Source organism: Ammoniphilus soli, assembly GCF_040813775.1.
In genome coordinates this window covers 49,901-67,091 of the sequence record NZ_JBEGDL010000021.1, presented here as the reverse complement: position 1 = coordinate 67,091, position 17,191 = coordinate 49,901, and the positions used below count along the sequence as shown (strand labels likewise).

Here is a 17,191-nt window from a genome sequence, read left to right as displayed (position 1 = left end):
TACACATTACTATGTTTGAAAATGAAGAAAATTTACATAAAAAGGAGATTTGTAACGTGAGATTCAGAAAACATATTTTGGCGGGCTTGCTCGCGATTAGTTTAACCGCTGGTGCCATTCCGGCCTACGCCCAACCTACTGCCCAAGAACCTAATCAGAACAGCGAAGCCCTGCAAGAGAACCCTCAGCAGCCACCGATGGGCCAAGGCCAAGAAGCTGAAACGATCCCCGGCACGAACAACGGCCAACCCTCTTCAGAAAAACCGGCCAAATTCAGTATACTTGAGACAACCATAGAGGATTTGCAGCATGCGATGAAAACAAACAAAATTTCCTCCAAAGAACTGGTACAGCAATACTTGGACCGAATTGAACAGTACGATGATCAAGGCCCGGCAATTAATGCGATCATTACCATCAACCCTCGTGCTTTGGAGATAGCAGAGGAATTGGATAAGGAACGAAAGGAAAAGGGCCCAAGAGGACCGTTGCACGGTATACCCATTATCGTAAAGGATAACTTCGACACAGCAGATATGCCTACAACAGCCGGCTGCATCTGTCTCGAATCCTCTATTCCCGACGAAGATGCGTATCAGATCAAGAAGCTGAAGGATGCGGGCGCTATTATTCTAGCCAAAGCCAATTTGCATGAATTTGCGTTCGGTATTACGACAGTCAGTTCCATGGGCGGACAAACGTTAAACCCCTATAACCTGCAGCATAACCCCGGCGGATCGAGTGGCGGAACGGGAGCTGCCATTGCGGCGAATTTTGCAGTAGCCGGATTCGGAACCGACACCGGCGGATCCATTCGCATCCCGTCTTCATTCAATAGCCTTGTCGGCCTGCGGCCTACCGTCGGACTTTCCAGCCGTGACGGGATTGTCCCGTTGGCCCTGACTCAGGATGTAGGGGGACCGATGGCCCGTACGGTAGCAGATGTTGCCTATCTGCTTGACGCTACGGCGGGATATGACTCCAGCGATATCATGACCGCATGGAATGTGCAGGAAATCCCGCAAAGCTACGCGGAATCCCTAGAGAAAGATGGTTTAGAAGGGGCCCGGATCGGAGTCATTCGCCAGCTTTTCGGGACAAGACCGGAGAATGCAGAAACCAATCAAATTATCGATCAATCCATTTCCGATATGAAACGGTTAGGGGCAGAAGTGATCGACACCGAGATTCCCGATCTCAGCACGGTTTTGAGCTACCCTAGCTTGAGCGGCTACGAATTTAAATTTCAATTCAATGAATATCTTGCTTCCCTGGGCGACGATGCTCCGTATCATTCCCTGACGGAAATTATTCAATCCGGCCAATATCACCCATCCTCTAAGGCATCTCTTGAAGCGAGAGATAAGCTGGAGTCCTTAGACATGGAAGAATATAAGGACATTCTCTTGTTCCGAACCAAACTGGCCCAACAATCTCTGCTAAAAGTGATGGCAGATCATAAACTGGACGCCCTGGTTTACCCCTCTACTTCCCAACCTGCCGCTCTGATCGGAAAGGGGCAAAATGCGGGAAGCGCCAACCGGTTAAGTGCCTTCACGGGCTTTCCCGCGATCACCGTGCCTGCTGGATTTACTGCTGATGGCCTTCCTGTGGGAGTGGAATTCTTAGGCCGTTCCTATAGTGAACCGACGTTAATCAAATTTGCCTACTCTTATGAGCAGGGCACCCATCATCGCAAAGAGCCGGTGTCTACGCCATAGGAGGCAAACAGAAAAGGAGCGAAACGTTCGCTCCTTTTTACTTTTTGGTTAAGAAACTGAATTAGTTGGATTTACTCCTACTAATTTTAAATTCTGGCTTAGACGGACTGATTTAGGTGGAAAAACTCCCATTGTTCGCATCTGCAATCGCTTACATTTATTAGATTTTGTTTTTAGTGATACTTCCTCCAACTATTTCGCCTTCTTCCTCACGATTTTTTAAAATAGTTGGCGATTTTCCCACTATCTCCATTTTGGGCTAGATCTCAGTCCATCACCCGTAGACTCCATTCTATAAATGTATTCGAAAATACCCTATAGTGGGTATAGTTAGGAATTCTACTAGCACAAAACCACCGAATGATCGGTGATTGTTTGTTTGTTACTCATTTTTACTATTATTCCTAGTCAATACTTTCAGTCCGGATTGGAAGGATCAGTGATATCCACGATCCGTACCCCATCAGAATACCCGGATAAATGGAAATCTATATAAATCTACAAATGTAATCCATGAAAAAAGCCCACTTGGTCTCTACCTCCCAAGCAGGCTATTCTTAAAACCCAATCTCCCCCAAGAACTCCTTCAGCTTCTTGGCAGAGTGCTGAAGCTGTTTTTCCTCATCCGGGTTCAATTGGATGGGGAGAACTTCCTCCACTCCTCCTCTTCCTACAATGGAAGGGATGCCTAAACAAACGCCATCAATCCCCCGATAGTTCTCTACATAAGAAGAAACAGGAAGGATGGATTTTTGATCCTTCAGGATCGCTTCACATATTCTCGCCAGAGATAAGGCAATGGCGTAATAGGTAGCTCCTTTTTTCTCAATGATTTTATAGGCTGCCGTTTTCGTTTCCTCATAAATGCTTTCCTTGTCCTTTTCAGATAAGGTCCAGCGATCACCTTTTGACGCTCCGTCTAAATTGAGTCCTCCAATATTCAGCGAGCTCCATACCGGCACTTCCGTATCTCCATGCTCCCCGATGATCATGCCATGAACGCTGCGTGGATCGACCCCAGCTTTCCGCCAACCAAATAACGGAAACGAGAGCTATCGAGCAGTGTCCCCGACCCGATCACCCGTTCTTTTGGCCAGTTGGACAGCTTAAGAGCGACTTGGGTCAAAATATCCACAGGGTTTGTCGCAATCAGCAATAAAATAAAAGGAGATGGCTAAAATGACAGAACAGGAACAATATCTCGAGATGATTGAAAGAGTAGAATTTGAAAAGAAAGTCCTCTATATCCGTGAAGACGGCACTTGGGAATGGCGTTAGATCAATGGCTTACGGAAAGAAAAATAACCCCATCTTCATTCCTTATAAGGGAACAAAGATGGGGTTATTTTATATCATTACATCGACAGGTAACATAATCTCTACGATGGTACTTTTTTACCTACCTTTAAGGACAGCCAAATCCGGTTAACTCGTCTATGATGCTGTCGTAGCCTTGGTTTCACTTTCAGATGACCTAGACCAAACCGCCCATCCCAATCCCATGTAAATCAGCCCCCAAATGGCTGCAAGGTAATCTCCAAGGAAAGGAAGAAATGGCAGGATTACAAAAAGAATCATCAATGCGCCAGCCCAAGTGGGCAACATCTTAGCTCGAAGAGTGACATATCCTAACGAAATGTAGCCAAGCGACATGGTGATCAGCATGACCATCCGAAGGGGACCGATAGGTCCTGTCAGCTCTTGCTCCAAAATCTGCGGGTCTTTTAGTGCAGTGAGAACAAACAAGGTCAAAGCTACCATACTGCACACCAGCACATTTCCTAAAACCGTACAAATAAATCCAATAAAGCCCAATATGCCTACTTTTTCTGCCTGATAAAGATAGATTCCCGCTGTGCCAAGGATGATGAAAATCGATCCTGTAATTCCACCAATGAGAAGTGCAGGTGTATTATCCGTGCCCCAAGCCAACTCTAACGGGGTCATGGCAGCTCTGCACACCCCACCTACTACAGCCAACAACCCTAACCAACGGACAACAGTTGTTACTGACATGTATTTCACCTCCTATTCCTTTCATGCTTATTCCTGCCAATGATCCTTTTATTCCAGTAAAATAACGCCAATAAACAACAATAAACCCTCTCAAGAATAAAATCTGGAGAGGATTTTCATTAAGTTAACCTTTGTTAGAGTATTTTTAATAAGCATGGAGAAAATGAATAATATGTAGAAATTTGTCGAATAGGATCAAATAAAATGAAAATAGAAACCATAATTGAAGTTTCTTCATGGCTGATTATGGGTATGGCCCTTTTCCTATTGGTACCCAAGGAAAAGATCCGAGACGCCCATATAATTTTTCTTTTTCATCAAGTCATTACTTGGATTTGCGGATTTGCCGTTATAGAAATGAAATGGCTGGAATATCCAGTTCGCTTTTTTGCTTATGCATCCCGAACGAGTTTTACATTTGAATATTTTGTTTGTCCAGCACTCGCCGTTATTTTTGCTTTGTATTATCCCAAAACCCATGCTCTGATAAAAAGGATAAGCTATTCCATTATTTTCATATCCATTATAACCATAACGGAAGTAGCGATAGAGCGCTATACGGATCTTATTGATTATCATCAATGGAAGTGGTATTGGACTTGGATTAGTGTACTCACCGCATTCTATCTTACCCGAAGGTATTATTATTGGTTTTTCAAAATTGGTCGCTGACGATTATGAGTGATGGAAGGTTGCTGTAACCTTCCATTCATGTAAGCTTGGACTTTGAACATGTTGGAAAAAAGCATACTTTTCCTGATCGCCATATGCACCCAACACATTTGGAAGGCAAGTTATACTTCGTTTCGCGTTGAGCAATTTCTATTCTCCGTTGGACCATAAGAAGATTTCCCCTTTTGAGCTAGTTATGTACTGTCAGAAGTAATATCACCAATAATTAATGAACAAAAACAAAAGTTACCAATAAATATATCGACAGTTTTCTACATAGCTTAGCAACACTTACTCCTAGGAATCTTCGTCACCCATTGTGCAAAACATTCTTCCTCCGCAGCATAAACAGCTTGTACTGATAGTGAAGGAAAATGACTGTAGCCAAAGCAAGAAAATAAGAATAAACAAAGTTCCAATACCTATGGTGCTCAAGCATTCCCGACCATACCATCGTACCTTCTACGATGGTTAGAATGGCTGCCGGCAGGAAATACTTCTTTGCTGCACGTTTCTCTTTCATATAATGAACAATAAGATACCCCAGCACGGGGAAAAGAGTGACATCAAGCAGAATAGGGACTCCGATGATTTTGGCCAAGGGAGTAGGTAAATTCTCATATTCCCAAACTTTTAAAATATAGACAAGCACATATTGCTCTAAAAATCGCAAGTAACTTGCAGACAGTAGTGTCGAATAATATTCACGCCATTTTGATCGTTCCACCCGGAACAAGAAAAAGCAAACAGATATTGCAGCATAAAAGATAATAAGCATCGTGATCACAACCTGACTTCTGCCTTTGCATAAAATTGATATTGCAGAATAAACAAGCCATAAATAATCCAATCAGAGATATAAGAGATCCCTAAGCTCCACCACAGATGGTGCTGGATCAACCCAAATTTCAAGTAGGCATACTCCAGCAAAACGGATCCGAAAGTCCAGAAAAAGATGTAAATTATTCGGCTCTTTTTTGATAGGGGAAGAAACTGCATGAATAAGTACGCAACAACAGGGTAAATACCAAAATCGAGGGCCAGCGGAACCTCCTGCCCGCTTAAGGGGCTGTCATGATAAGACCAAAGCTTATATTCTTCCATGATTAAATCAGTGAGAAGTCCCAAAAACGCGGAAAATACCGCAGTGGGAAACAAATCCGGAATACGTTTCTTATCCGCCAATAGGAAAAATGCCAACCATGATAAAACAAACAGGATGATGGATACCATAAGTCAGTCACTTACTTTCCAATTTCTTTGTGATTTAGTATTTCCTTTTTTCCATGTTCGAACATGGAAATAACTCAACTCCGTTTTGGAAATAATATGCATATCAATATTCAGGAGTATGGAAATGAAAAAAATGAACCAACGAATAATCCAATTAATCCTTTTGTTCTGGTCTGTATGGTTTTCCATCATTGTAACCACCAATTTTTTTGATTACCTGAAATCCGTCAATTATTTAAGCAAGGAATGGAAGTTTGCCTCGGGAAACTTTAAGGCTATGTTAGAAACCACGGATATTTACAATACGCCTCGAACCTTCATCATCATTCTGTATTTCGGAGTTATCCTATGGCAAATCACTTGCTCCTTTTTCTTCTGGAGAGCCTTTGTACAGACCTTTTCGAAAAACATCATGACACCTACACTCTACCTAGCCTTTTCGCTCGGTTTAGCTTTATTTGCTTCTTTTGCGATTACAACAGAAATATTTATCGATTATTCTACTGAAGAAACTTTTTTAAGGATTTTTATAGCCCTTCTTCTTTCCTTAAGCACTTGTCATCTGCTATCGAATGAGCGAGCAAAATAGAATAAACAATAAGGCAAGAGAGGCAAGGCCACCGTTTTCATACCCCTCTTGTCTTGAACCGGCTATCTTATCCGAATTCATTTAAGCTTTCCGGAGTCCAGTCTTTTACCCCGTTATCTTCAATAATGCCTAATACCACATCCGTTATGTCAGGGTCAGCCATTAAGCTATCTTGAATGCGGAATTTGATATCATCCGCATCAGCTAACGATAAGCCCTTACGCAATTCAATGATTGTATCGATGTGATAATACCGCCCCTCCTGAGTAATCCGGATGTCATTGATATCCGTTACATCCTTATCCCCAAGGATAACCATTGAAACCTTTTCAGCCACATCCCGGGGAGCTGCTACCCCGATCAATCCCACCATGTTGTCATATCCCACCCGAAAAGCCACACCAACCATCAATAATCCGATCAGGATCGTTACCACACCATCTAAAGTATGAAACGCCGTCAATGAGGTAACGAGCACAGCAATCAGGGCTAAAAGTGCTCCGGATACGGCCACCAGATCCTCGTAAAATACCAGGCGGGTAGGAGGCGCAGAACGTCCGACGTGTTGAAAAGAAGCGGATATAAACTGAAGGCCCTTTGCTTGGACTCTCGCTTCTTTCATGATTTCCTTCATCGCTTTGACTAAGATCGCGCCATCAATAAGCAGGTTTAAAATCAATACCCCAACATTGAGCCAAAAAGCCCCCCCGCTCGCTACTGGATGCTTAAGCAGATGCCATCCTTCCAGGATGGTTTCATAAGCCATGATGGTTACCACGATGACGGCAATCATACAAAAAATGTTGATCACGCGACCGAATCCTGTAGGAAATTGGGGAGTCGGTTTTTTCTCCGCCAGGACACTCCCTACAAACACAAAGCCCTGGTTCACGGCATCGGCTAAGGAGTGCATGGCCGAAGCAAACATCGCTCCACTTCCGCTCATCGCAGCAGCTACACCCTTCGTTCCGGCGATTACCGCATTGCCAATCATCGCGACTGCAGAAGATTTGTTTCCTTTTTTAATCAGCTGTAACCAACTTTCACGGTCTTGTCCAGGTTCCATTTTATCACCTTGTAAGTTCATATTTATCCATAATAAGTTTCAACTTCTTGAATCTGATTGCAATTCACGGCGTTAAAGAAAATCGAGTCCATTAGATGTGTCTTTCACCATTGATTATCCCGGCCTCCTATGAAAATAAGCGCTAAGGTCTGCATGTAAAATTTTTCCCCTTTTTTATTTATTGTCTCTTATGCATAAACCTATTCAACAGGTAAATATCCAGGTAAAGCAACTACTGAAAAATAACACAAAAAGCCTGCAGCAATAATTCAATCGAATTGTCGCTACAGGCATCGTCGGTAACTAACTCCAACCCCTTACTTCTTCATGCAAACCAGCTTCATTTCTGTCATTTCTTCTACGGCGTATTTCAGCTCTGCAGCATTACATTTCTACATCGCTTGCCAAAAAAGATCTTTTCTTTTTAATTACACTAAAAATACTGCCGATCAGAATAATGATTGATGTCATAATTAAAAAACCGGAAAGTGGCCTTTCAAAAAGGATCAACATCCCATCCTCGCTGGTAGCCAGCGATTGCACTAACGAGGATTCAATTTGTGAACCTAGAACAAACGTAAGGACTACTGCTGCTATAGGGATATCTAACTTTTTCATAAAGTAGCCAACGACACCAAATGCTATTGTCATCCCAACATCCCAGAGGCTGTTATTGGTACTATAGGTTCCAACCAAGATCAGCAATAAAATGAGAGGATACAGCAGCTTTTCAGGAATCAAAGCAATTTTGGCCCACATTCCAGCTAAGGGTAAATTAAAAATAAGCAAAATGAAGTTCCCTACAAACATGCTGGCAATAACCGCCCAAACGAAATCCGGATTGTTTTGGAACAAAGCAGGTCCGGGGGTTAGCCCGTGCATGATAAAGGCTCCTAAGATCACCGCTACCGTCGGTGAACTCGGAATTCCCAATGTAAAAAGCGGGATTAGGGAAGCTCCGCTATGGGCATTGTTCGCCGTTTCCGGCCCTGCCACTCCCTCTACGGCCCCTCGACCAAAGCGGTTCGGGTCTTTAGCTATTCTTTTTTCCAGGGAGTAAGACAGCAAGGAGGCAATCACGGCATTGGCCCCTGGAATCAATCCCAGCACCATCCCGATTCCGGTCCCTCTGCCAATCGATCGCATAGTGGGATTCCACTCTTCCCGCTTAGGGAACAATCCTTGGATTTTCTCTGGTATTACTGGTTTTGTTTGATTTTCCATATTCATTAATATCTCAGAAAAAGCAAACAGGCCCATAGCAATAATCGTAAAATCCAGACCATCTAGCAATTCATTTTGCCCAAATGTAAAACGGATGGCCCCGGACTGCGAGTCCATGCCGATCAGCGATAGAAGCAAACCCAAAACAGCTGCAATCAAACCCTTTACTAATGACTTTCCCATCAAGGCAACCAGCATAAGCAATCCTAAAATCATGATGGAAAAAAATTCAGGGGGCCCAAATTTCAACGCGAATTCGGATAATGGCGGTCCGAGAAAGGTCAAGCCTAAAACGGCCACAATCCCGCCTATGAAAGATCCGATGGCGGATACGCCTAATGCGACACCTGCACGGCCCTGCTTGGCCAATTGATGGCCATCTATGCACGTCACAACGGAAGCTGCCTCACCTGGCGTATTAATAAGAACGGATGTAATCGTTCCTCCATACATGGAGCCGTAAAAGATCCCTGCCAGCATAATAATGGCAGACACTGGCTCCATACCAAAGGTCATCGGAATCAGAAGGGCCGTTCCCGCCACAGGACCCAAGCCTGGCAAGACTCCGACAAACATTCCGATGGAGACGCCAATCAAGCAATATATCAGATTCCACCCGGTTAGAGCAGTTTCAAATCCATGCATTAATAACACAAAGGTTTCCATCATTTTCCCCCTAGAATCCCCATCCATTGACAGGTAATGCAACATCCAAAACCGATCCGAATACCCAAAACATCAACAGCGATACAACGATAGAAATGCCCAAGCCCGTAAACCACCTGTACCCTTCGCGAAGCAGCATAAATAGAAAAATTATGGATGTCAAAGTAAATCCGATAAAAGAAATTAGAACAACAAAAAGAATCAGGGAAAACAAGGTAAACAATATCTTTCGAAGCCCCTCTCCCCTTGGCAGTATTCCTTCTTGTTCTCCCTGCCCCTCCTTTTGTCTTTCTAAGGATTGATAGAGATAGAAAAGGGATAGAACAAGCAAAATACTGCTAAGCCAGATCGGAAAGAAACCCGGTCCAGGTCCTGGTCCTAGCCTATTCGAATAAGGAAACATCGAAGATTCAAAAAGAAAGATGACAGAAAGAATCAAAACCATCATTGCCGCCCAAAAATCCGCTTTCAATTTCATCATTGGCTCTCATCGTCCTTTCACCTAGAAATAAAGATGATATGGGGTATAGATGGGAGCCCCTATACCCTATCATTCGCATGCCTACTTAATTAAACCCACCCTTTTTAAAATTTCCCCATCTGTATCGAATCTTTCCTTAAGTTCTTTTTGGTAGTCCTCTGGGCCAGCGTAGGCTGGATTTACCTTTAATTTTTCAAACTGTTCGAGGAGCTCCGGATCTTCAAGGGCTTTTTTAAAGGCATCATGAAGAATCGTTAATATCTCCTGCGGCAATTCTTTAGGGGCAAGAACTCCCGTGGTAATATCTACCGATACATCAATCCCCTTTTCATTTAACAACGGACTATCTGTAAAAGGCTCTATTTTCGTACTTCCCAAATTAACCAGCGGTCTCAATTTATCTTTTAAAGGCTCAACCTCATTAAGCAAAATCACCCCGCCTTGAATATGTCCCCCTAATAGATTCGTAATGACGGGTGCATTGCCCTCAAAAGAGACAGGCTTTGTTTGAATGCCCGCTGCCAGATTAAGGGCCTCCATGGCCAATTGGGGAGCACTCCCTGCCCCAGTCGTTCCATAGGAAAATTTATTTGGATTTTGTTTGGCGTATTCTAGCCACTCTTCGAATGTTTTCCAAGGAGCATCCGATTTCACAACCAGTGCAAGAGGAAGCGAAGAAACTCTCATAATCGGTTGGAAGCTATCGTAACTATAAGGTGTATTCCCGTAATGCGGTTGAGTGGAAACGGGACCTATAGCCGTTAAGCCAATGGTATAACCGTCAGGTTTCGCTTTAAATACATCGGCAAGACCAATGGTGCCCCCACCTCCAGGCTTGTTAACGATCACAATCGTTTGCCCGTTGGGAAGATATTTTTCCGCGGTTTTGGCTAACACCCTAGCCGTTGAATCGGAAGGGCCCCCTGCAGCATACGGAACAATCAATTCAATGGGTTTCTTAGGGAAATCGGTGGCTTCCCCGTCCTTTGCGACTTGAGAGGATGGTGAGCATCCGGCTGCAACCATGGATAGAATAATTAAAAATGACATCATCAGTTTCTTCATGTTCCTTCCCCCTTTTATTTTTAATAGAAAAAAGCATCTTAATGTAACCCGACAGGGGTTTTATGAGTAAAATAGGAGCTTAATCTTTTCGCTTTTTCCGTTTCAGACATTTTGCAGCCGGGATACACGGCTTTTAATTGTTTTCCTTCCACAGCCCGGTCATTCTCTCGACGAGATAAAAGATTAACGAGCTTGCTTCTCCATTCCTCTCGGATTTCCGGTTCTTCCAATGATAGATTTCGCAATTCATTCGGATCTTCTTCAATATGGAAAAGCAAATCTTCTCCATCTTCCTCGTACCAGATATACTTCCAGTTTCCGTCCGTCACCATCATTGAACGATAGCCATCTTTTCGGCCATGCTCCCGATATTCACCCAGGATGATATCTCGAACCGAACTAGCGGAATCCTTGACAAGCGGCAGTAGGCATTTTCCATCGACATGCTCCGGAACGGTGGCTTGGGCAATATTCAAGCACGTAGGCAGGATATCTTGTAAACCAACGACGGAATCGCTTACAGTTCCCGGTATCCACTCTTTACCCAAAGTTTGTTCGAAATTTTCCCGACGCAGCGGCGGTGTAATAATGAAAGGAATGTTACATGCCCCTTTCAGGAAGTTCGCTTTTTGCCAGAGATGATGATCACCCAGGTTATCTCCATGGTCAGATGTTAATATAAACCACGTATTTTCTAGCATCCCTTCCTCAAGAAGCGTTCCGATGATTCTATTAATTTGTCTATCTACTTGCGTAACCATAGCGTAATAAGCGCGATGAGCGAGTTCGATCTGTTTATCCGTTTTTCGTTTTCCAAAGCGAGATAGGTTTAGCTCATTATAAATCGAGTGATTCTCAACCCAATCGCCGACAGCGGGTTTAGGCATTTTATCCCTTTCATACATGAAAAGATCATTCATTAGGGGAGTTAAAGGAGGATGCGGGGCCGTAAAGGATGCCCAGATGAATAAAGGTCTCGTCCAATCCCGGCGCTTAATCTCCTTGCAGGTCTGTTGTCCGATCCATTCTGTCGGATGTAAGTGATTAGGCAGATTCCATAGGGAAACCGCATACTCGTTCATCGATATTCCGTGCGAGAAGGCCATGCCGGGATATCCCTGTTCAGCCACCCATTGCTCATAATCGTCATACCCTCTGTTTTCGCCATAAATCTTGCCTAGCAGACGCCCTTCTTCACAAAGCAGCATGCTCTCAAAGCCATAGTGGCATCTTTCCGGGTAAACATGCATCTTCCCCACTACTTTGGTTTGGTATCCCGCTTGACTCAGCTGCTGCGGCAAGGTTTCTTTTACGGGAAGCTGAAAACCGGGTTTGAATTCGATGAGATCCAGGCTATGCCCTTCCATACCGGTCATAATCATGGAACGTGCAGGTATACACATGGGAGTCGTAGAATAAGCTTGGGAAAAACGCACCCCCCTTTGGGCAAGTTCATCAATATGAGGTGTTTGTATCACCGGATTTCCCGCACATCCCAGCATATCGGCCCTTAAATGATCGCATGTAATGAATACAATATTAGGCAGATTCTTTTTCATTTTCCGCAACCCCTTTCTTTAATCACTTGGTTCAGTTTTCCACGATCATGAATTGTAACGCTTACATGGTTTAGCACCGTAGTTATAGTGTAATAAGTTTGCCAACCCCCATCTAGGACAACAAATGTTCATAAAATTATAATTTTTAGATATTAATTGTCTATTTCAGAGATATTGCTTCCCTAAGAAAAAGACCAACCAGAAACACTGGATGGTCTTGATCACCTATTGGAAGAACTTCTGTTCTATAGTTTAGCCAACTCCGCTGCCACATCGACGATCATATCTTCTTGTCCCCCAACCACCTTGCGCTTGCCTAGTTCAACCAGGATATCGCGCGCATCGATGTTGAATCGCTGAGCGGCCCGCTGGGCATGCAGCGCAAAGCTGGAGTATACTCCTGCGTAGCCCAGCACCAAGCTGTTTCTCGTAATTTCTTGAGGAACAGGCAGAATGGGGGCCACGATTTCCTCTGCCAAATCCATCATTTGATAAAGGTCAATCCCCGTTGAAATCCCTAACCGATCCAAGACCGCAACCAAGACTTCGGTTTGGGTGTTTCCTGCACCTGCACCGAGACAGCGGACACTTCCATCGATTCGGGTAGCACCCGCATCAATGGCCGCTAGCGTATTGGCCATCGCCAACGATAGGTTGTTATGTCCATGGAAGCCAATATGGACCTGGAGTGATTCACGAAGAGCTTGAATTCGTTCGGTTACTTGATGAGGAAGAAGCGCCCCTGCCGAGTCGACGACATAAATCGTATCGGCTCCGTAGCTTTCCATTAATTTGGCCTGCTCCACCAATTTTTCAACGGGAGCCATATGAGCCATCATCAAAAAGCCAACCGTCTCCATACCCAGTTCCTTGGCATAATGCAAATGTTGGGCCGATACATCCGCTTCCGTGACGTGTGTCGCGACACGAGCCAATTGAGCCCCTAAATGATGGGCTTGCTTCAGTTCCTTTAATGTACCGATCCCAGGCAAGAGAAGGACAGCCACTTTCGATTGGTCACAAACCGAGACAGCCGCTTCAATTAGTTCAAATTCATCGGTACGGGATAATCCATACTGAAGAGAAGAACCCGCCAGCCCGTCTCCATGAGAGACCTCGATGTAGGGAACCCCAGCATCATTCAAGGCTTTGGCGACTTGCCGCACTTGATCTGCAGTATATTGATGGGCAATGGCATGGCTGCCATCCCGCAGGGCGACTTCGGTAATGGTAATTTGACGTTCTATTGACATGGGTACTCCCTCCTATACGGGTTGTTTGCTTAATTGGTATTTTGCGAGCTCTTCCGCTACTTTGACAGCAGCCGATGTCATGATATCCAGGTTCCCTGAATAGGCAGGGAGATAATCCCCCGCACCCTCCACTTCCAGGAATACCGTCACGCGATTCCCATCAAAAACAGGTTCGTTGCGCAAGCGATAACCCGGCACATAGGTTTGAACGGTTTCAACCATTTCATGAATAGAGCGGGTAATCGCTTCTTCATCCATTTTTCCTTCTTCCACGATGGCGTGGACCGTGTCTCTCATTAAAATCGGCGGCTCGGCAGGATTCAATATAATGATCGCCTTCCCTTTTTTAGCTCCCCCGATTATTTCAATCCCATGGGACGTCGTCTCGGTAAATTCATCGATATTGGCTCGCGTTCCAGGGCCTGCGCTCTTGCTGGAAATCGTCGCAACGATTTCTGCATAATCAACGGGGCATACTCGATTAATGGCATGGACAATTGGAATCGTCGCTTGTCCGCCGCACGTGACCATGTTGACGTTATCTGCTTTTCCAATATGCTCTTTCAGATTTACAGGAGGAACGACAAGCACTCCGCGAGCAGCAGGAGTCAGGTCAAGGGCAATTTTACCCGCTTCCTTCAATTTCTTGGCATGCCGAACATGCGCTTTAGCGGATGTGGCATCAAAGACGATGTCGGCCAGCTCGGGACGCTCTAAAAACCCATCGATCCCATTATCAATCACGACATACCCGCGTTCTTTTGCCCGCCTTAACCCATCCGATTCCGGGTCGATTCCAATCATCGTCGTAAATTCCAATACTTCCGATCGCTCTAATTTCATCATTAAATCTGTACCGATATTCCCTGAACCGATTATCGCTGCTTTTACCTTGGACATAATAATCCCCCTTACTCGTTAAATGTAACTTCGACTTTTCCCAAATGATGAAAATCCGCGATGAATTGATCTCCTTTTTCAGCATTCACTGCTGCCGATAGGGCTCCTGATAGAATCACTTCACCCGCTTTAAGAATGACATCATATTCAAATAGCTTATTGGCCAACCAGGCTACGCAGGTTGCGGGATGACCCAATACAGCCGTACCCGATCCTGTATTCATGAGCTCTCCATTGCGATACAGGCTCATTTCTATTTCTCTCAAATCGATTTCAGTCACAGAAACCTTTTGATCCCCTAATACATAAAGCCCGCAAGACGCATTATCTGCAATCGTATCTTGGAGTTTGATTTTCCAGTCCACGATTCGGCTGTCCACAATTTCTAATGCGGGGACAATGTATTCTGTTGCCTCTAAAACATCCTCTAGGGTGACAGATGGACCTTTTAGATCCTTGTGCAGAACAAACGCAATTTCCGCTTCTACCTTGGGCTGGAAAAGGCGGGGCATGGGGATGCTGCCTTGATTGCTGACTTCCATATGATTCAATAGATGTCCATAATCGGGCTGGTCCACGCCCAACAGCTTTTGCATGGCAAGAGAGGTTAAACCAATTTTTTTGCCGACAATCCGTTGGCCCTCTTGAACTTTCTGCTCAATGGCTCTCATTTGTACCTGATACGCCTCATCAACGGACAGATCTGGAAATACATCCGTGAGGGGCGCGACTGCTTTCTTCTCTAGCTCGGCCTGAAGCAAATGGTCATAGGCCTGATCTACGCGATGGATGACTGGATGACTCAAAGACAAAACCTCTTTCTATTAAAAAGTAATAGAGGGGTCTCTCCCCTCTTTATCTAATAAGAAACACTCTGTTTGACTCCCGCAAGGAAGTTCGTTAAAACGCGATTAAACTCTTCAGGTTTCTCCCATTGCGGCCAGTGTCCTGCATCTTTGATTACCGTCAATTCGCTGCCCGGAATCATGTCCTGAATCGGCTTGGCTTCCTCAACGGTGGAAGTCGGATCATGATCCGTCCAGGCTAGCAAAGTCGGAACATTGATTTTGCTGCACCAGGAAGGGTCCCAGCTGTATTGTTTTCTGACTTCGATATCTTGAAGGCATACGATATGGTAAACCGCTTCTTTATAAGCGGGTTGAGTATAGATTTTATAGCGTGCTTCGATTAATTCTTCGGTAACCTGGCTTTTGTCATACATCAGCCATTCCAGTCTCGTTTTTACATTTTCATAGTTAGCTTCCACAACCGCCCGGACGGTAGATTCCTTCAGCCTTTGCATCACTTCTGGCTTGTTATTCACGTTACCTGGGGTATTTAGCACCATCGCTTTCACATATTGGGGATGATAGGCGGCAAACCAAGCGGCTACCCAACCTCCTAATGATTCACCGGAAAGATACACTTGAGACAAATCTAAGGCTTGAATGACCCCCAATAAATGGTCGCTATAGTAATCTATACCATATGGTCGATTCGGCTTATCGGTAAAGCCATGTCCGACCATATCAATGCAAATGACGCGGAAGGTTTCACTTAGACCTTTTATATTTCTGGCATACGCTTCAATATGCCCGCCTGTGCCATGTAGCAAGATCAGAGGTTCTCCCGTACCTGCTTCTAAGACTCTTGTTTTAATCCCATTCGCATTCACATAATAAAGTTTGAATTCCAAGTCTGCTAAGTCTGTCCATATACTCATCGTGATCTCTCCTCTATTTTCAAATGATAGATTATGAATTGTATGTTCACTTCTTATTCAGCTGATTGACCGAACTGTACGATGGCCATCCCTGTCACCCATTCCGGTATCGGCTGATAGAAAGCGACCTCCGGGACGAAGCTTTGGAGAGCTCCCAGCAGGACCAGCCAGTTGCGTATTTCCTGTCCTCCATTGCCTCCATTTTCCTCAATAAATTCAGCACTCCACTTCCTTAATGATGAAAAATCCTTTTCCGTAATCAACCGCAAGAATTCCCGATCCCATTCTTCATTCACAGGGCCTGATTTGATTTGGGTTACTCTCGTTTCCCGCGTTTTCAAATATTCATCCAGCTGTTTGATTTCTTGCCGGCCGTTTTTTAGTACGTGAATCAAATTTTGATCCTCTGGCTTTTCGCTGTCAATTTTAGGAATGGGCACCCAATGGGATAATCCGCCCGAAGCTACAAGGGCCACCTTTTTATCTGATTCCCATGACTCGATGGCTGTTCGTAAGATTTCCCCTAATTGGAAACAGCGGTCCATCGTAGGAAGCGGAGGAGCAGAGGTATTGACCGCGATCGGAACAACCGGGATATTCAGTTCAGAGTTTAGAAAATAAATGGCTTGGGTATGGCCATGGTCCACCTTCATGTTCAACGTAAAAGCAAAATCAAGATGATTTTCCAGGCCCGTGTGGAGAATATGTTTAGCTAAGTCTTGTTGAACCGGAATTTTGTATTTGGGCAGTTGCCAGTCTCCCCATCCTTCACAATTCCCAATTCCAATCGTAAAAGAAGGCATATGATCGTAGAAATAACTATTGAAATGATCATCGGAAACCAAGACCAAAATATCCGCTCCGATATCTTCCAGCCATTTCTTCATTTCAGCCGTCTGACGGAGAAACCCTTTCCCTTTTTCTCCAGCCCCTTCTTCATTGGTCATAATCATAGGACTGTGTGACATTGCGATTCCCGCGATAATTTCAGCCATTCATCCCCACTCCCTTTCTATGAAATAC

Annotated in this window: 18 protein-coding genes; 3 read left to right on the top strand and 15 right to left on the bottom strand. The window is 44.5% G+C overall.

Annotation, left to right across the window (positions count from 1 at the left end):
- Positions 1-197: 197 nt before the first annotated feature.
- Entirely contained in the window at positions 198-1,721 is a 1,524-nt protein-coding gene (locus tag ABLT31_RS27285) for an amidase family protein (RefSeq protein WP_462976541.1), read from the top strand.
- Positions 1,722-2,278: 557 nt separating this feature from the next.
- On the opposite strand, the gene ABLT31_RS27280 is transcribed toward ABLT31_RS27285, so the two are convergent.
- The 3 genes from ABLT31_RS27280 to ABLT31_RS27270 form a co-directional block, all read right to left on the bottom strand.
- A complete protein-coding gene (locus tag ABLT31_RS27280; protein ID WP_367757801.1) occupies positions 2,279-2,713 on the bottom strand; it encodes a Rossmann-fold NAD(P)-binding domain-containing protein in 435 nt (144 codons plus the stop codon).
- Positions 2,710-2,856: a hypothetical protein gene (locus tag ABLT31_RS27275; RefSeq protein WP_367757799.1), complete on the bottom strand. Its 147-nt coding sequence runs from the start codon at positions 2,854-2,856 to the stop codon at positions 2,710-2,712. Before ABLT31_RS27275 ends, ABLT31_RS27280 begins: the two co-directional genes overlap by 4 nt.
- A 299-nt stretch (positions 2,857-3,155) precedes the next feature.
- Complete coding sequence (locus ABLT31_RS27270) at positions 3,156-3,737, bottom strand: hypothetical protein (RefSeq protein ID WP_367757797.1); 582 nt, start codon at positions 3,735-3,737, stop codon at positions 3,156-3,158.
- A 204-nt stretch (positions 3,738-3,941) separates the two neighbouring features.
- Here ABLT31_RS27270 and ABLT31_RS27265 point away from each other — a divergent pair, with 204 nt between their 5' ends.
- Positions 3,942-4,409: a CBO0543 family protein gene (locus ABLT31_RS27265; protein ID WP_367757795.1), complete on the top strand. Its 468-nt coding sequence runs from the start codon at positions 3,942-3,944 to the stop codon at positions 4,407-4,409.
- A 310-nt stretch (positions 4,410-4,719) separates the two neighbouring features.
- On the opposite strand, the gene ABLT31_RS27260 is transcribed toward ABLT31_RS27265, so the two are convergent.
- On the bottom strand, positions 4,720-5,136 hold the full coding sequence (locus tag ABLT31_RS27260; RefSeq protein ID WP_367757793.1) for a CBO0543 family protein: 417 nt from the start codon (positions 5,134-5,136) through the stop codon (positions 4,720-4,722).
- Positions 5,137-5,192: 56 nt separating this feature from the next.
- Complete coding sequence (locus ABLT31_RS27255) at positions 5,193-5,642, bottom strand: CBO0543 family protein (RefSeq protein WP_367757791.1); 450 nt, start codon at positions 5,640-5,642, stop codon at positions 5,193-5,195.
- 124 nt (positions 5,643-5,766) lie between these two features.
- On the opposite strand from ABLT31_RS27255, the gene ABLT31_RS27250 reads away from it, so the two are divergent.
- On the top strand, positions 5,767-6,231 hold the full coding sequence (locus tag ABLT31_RS27250) for a hypothetical protein (protein WP_367757789.1): 465 nt from the start codon (positions 5,767-5,769) through the stop codon (positions 6,229-6,231).
- Between the two features lie 67 nt (positions 6,232-6,298).
- Here the strand turns inward: ABLT31_RS27250 and ABLT31_RS27245 are convergent, their stop codons facing one another.
- The 10 genes from ABLT31_RS27245 to ABLT31_RS27200 form a co-directional block, all read right to left on the bottom strand.
- Positions 6,299-7,297, bottom strand: coding sequence for a cation diffusion facilitator family transporter (locus tag ABLT31_RS27245; RefSeq protein WP_367757840.1), 999 nt, complete (start codon positions 7,295-7,297; stop codon positions 6,299-6,301).
- A 384-nt stretch (positions 7,298-7,681) separates the two neighbouring features.
- Entirely contained in the window at positions 7,682-9,187 is a 1,506-nt protein-coding gene (locus ABLT31_RS27240) for a tripartite tricarboxylate transporter permease (RefSeq protein ID WP_367757787.1), read from the bottom strand.
- A 10-nt stretch (positions 9,188-9,197) separates the two neighbouring features.
- Entirely contained in the window at positions 9,198-9,668 is a 471-nt protein-coding gene (locus ABLT31_RS27235; RefSeq protein ID WP_367757785.1) for a tripartite tricarboxylate transporter TctB family protein, read from the bottom strand.
- An 81-nt stretch (positions 9,669-9,749) separates the two neighbouring features.
- Positions 9,750-10,733 (bottom strand): Bug family tripartite tricarboxylate transporter substrate binding protein, encoded by a 984-nt coding sequence (locus tag ABLT31_RS27230; RefSeq protein ID WP_367757783.1) that lies wholly within the window; start codon positions 10,731-10,733, stop codon positions 9,750-9,752.
- 38 nt (positions 10,734-10,771) lie between these two features.
- On the bottom strand, positions 10,772-12,292 hold the full coding sequence (locus tag ABLT31_RS27225) for a sulfatase-like hydrolase/transferase (RefSeq protein WP_367757780.1): 1,521 nt from the start codon (positions 12,290-12,292) through the stop codon (positions 10,772-10,774).
- A 245-nt stretch (positions 12,293-12,537) separates the two neighbouring features.
- Complete coding sequence (gene dmpG / locus ABLT31_RS27220; protein WP_367757778.1) at positions 12,538-13,545, bottom strand: 4-hydroxy-2-oxovalerate aldolase; 1,008 nt, start codon at positions 13,543-13,545, stop codon at positions 12,538-12,540.
- 12 nt (positions 13,546-13,557) lie between these two features.
- A complete protein-coding gene (locus ABLT31_RS27215; protein ID WP_367757776.1) occupies positions 13,558-14,445 on the bottom strand; it encodes an acetaldehyde dehydrogenase (acetylating) in 888 nt (295 codons plus the stop codon).
- An 11-nt stretch (positions 14,446-14,456) separates the two neighbouring features.
- Complete coding sequence (locus ABLT31_RS27210; protein WP_367757774.1) at positions 14,457-15,251, bottom strand: 2-keto-4-pentenoate hydratase; 795 nt, start codon at positions 15,249-15,251, stop codon at positions 14,457-14,459.
- Positions 15,252-15,304: 53 nt separating this feature from the next.
- Positions 15,305-16,168 (bottom strand): alpha/beta fold hydrolase, encoded by an 864-nt coding sequence (locus ABLT31_RS27205; protein WP_367757772.1) that lies wholly within the window; start codon positions 16,166-16,168, stop codon positions 15,305-15,307.
- Positions 16,169-16,221: 53 nt separating this feature from the next.
- Positions 16,222-17,163 (bottom strand): DODA-type extradiol aromatic ring-opening family dioxygenase, encoded by a 942-nt coding sequence (locus tag ABLT31_RS27200; protein WP_367757769.1) that lies wholly within the window; start codon positions 17,161-17,163, stop codon positions 16,222-16,224.
- Between the last annotated feature and the right edge of the window lie 28 nt (positions 17,164-17,191).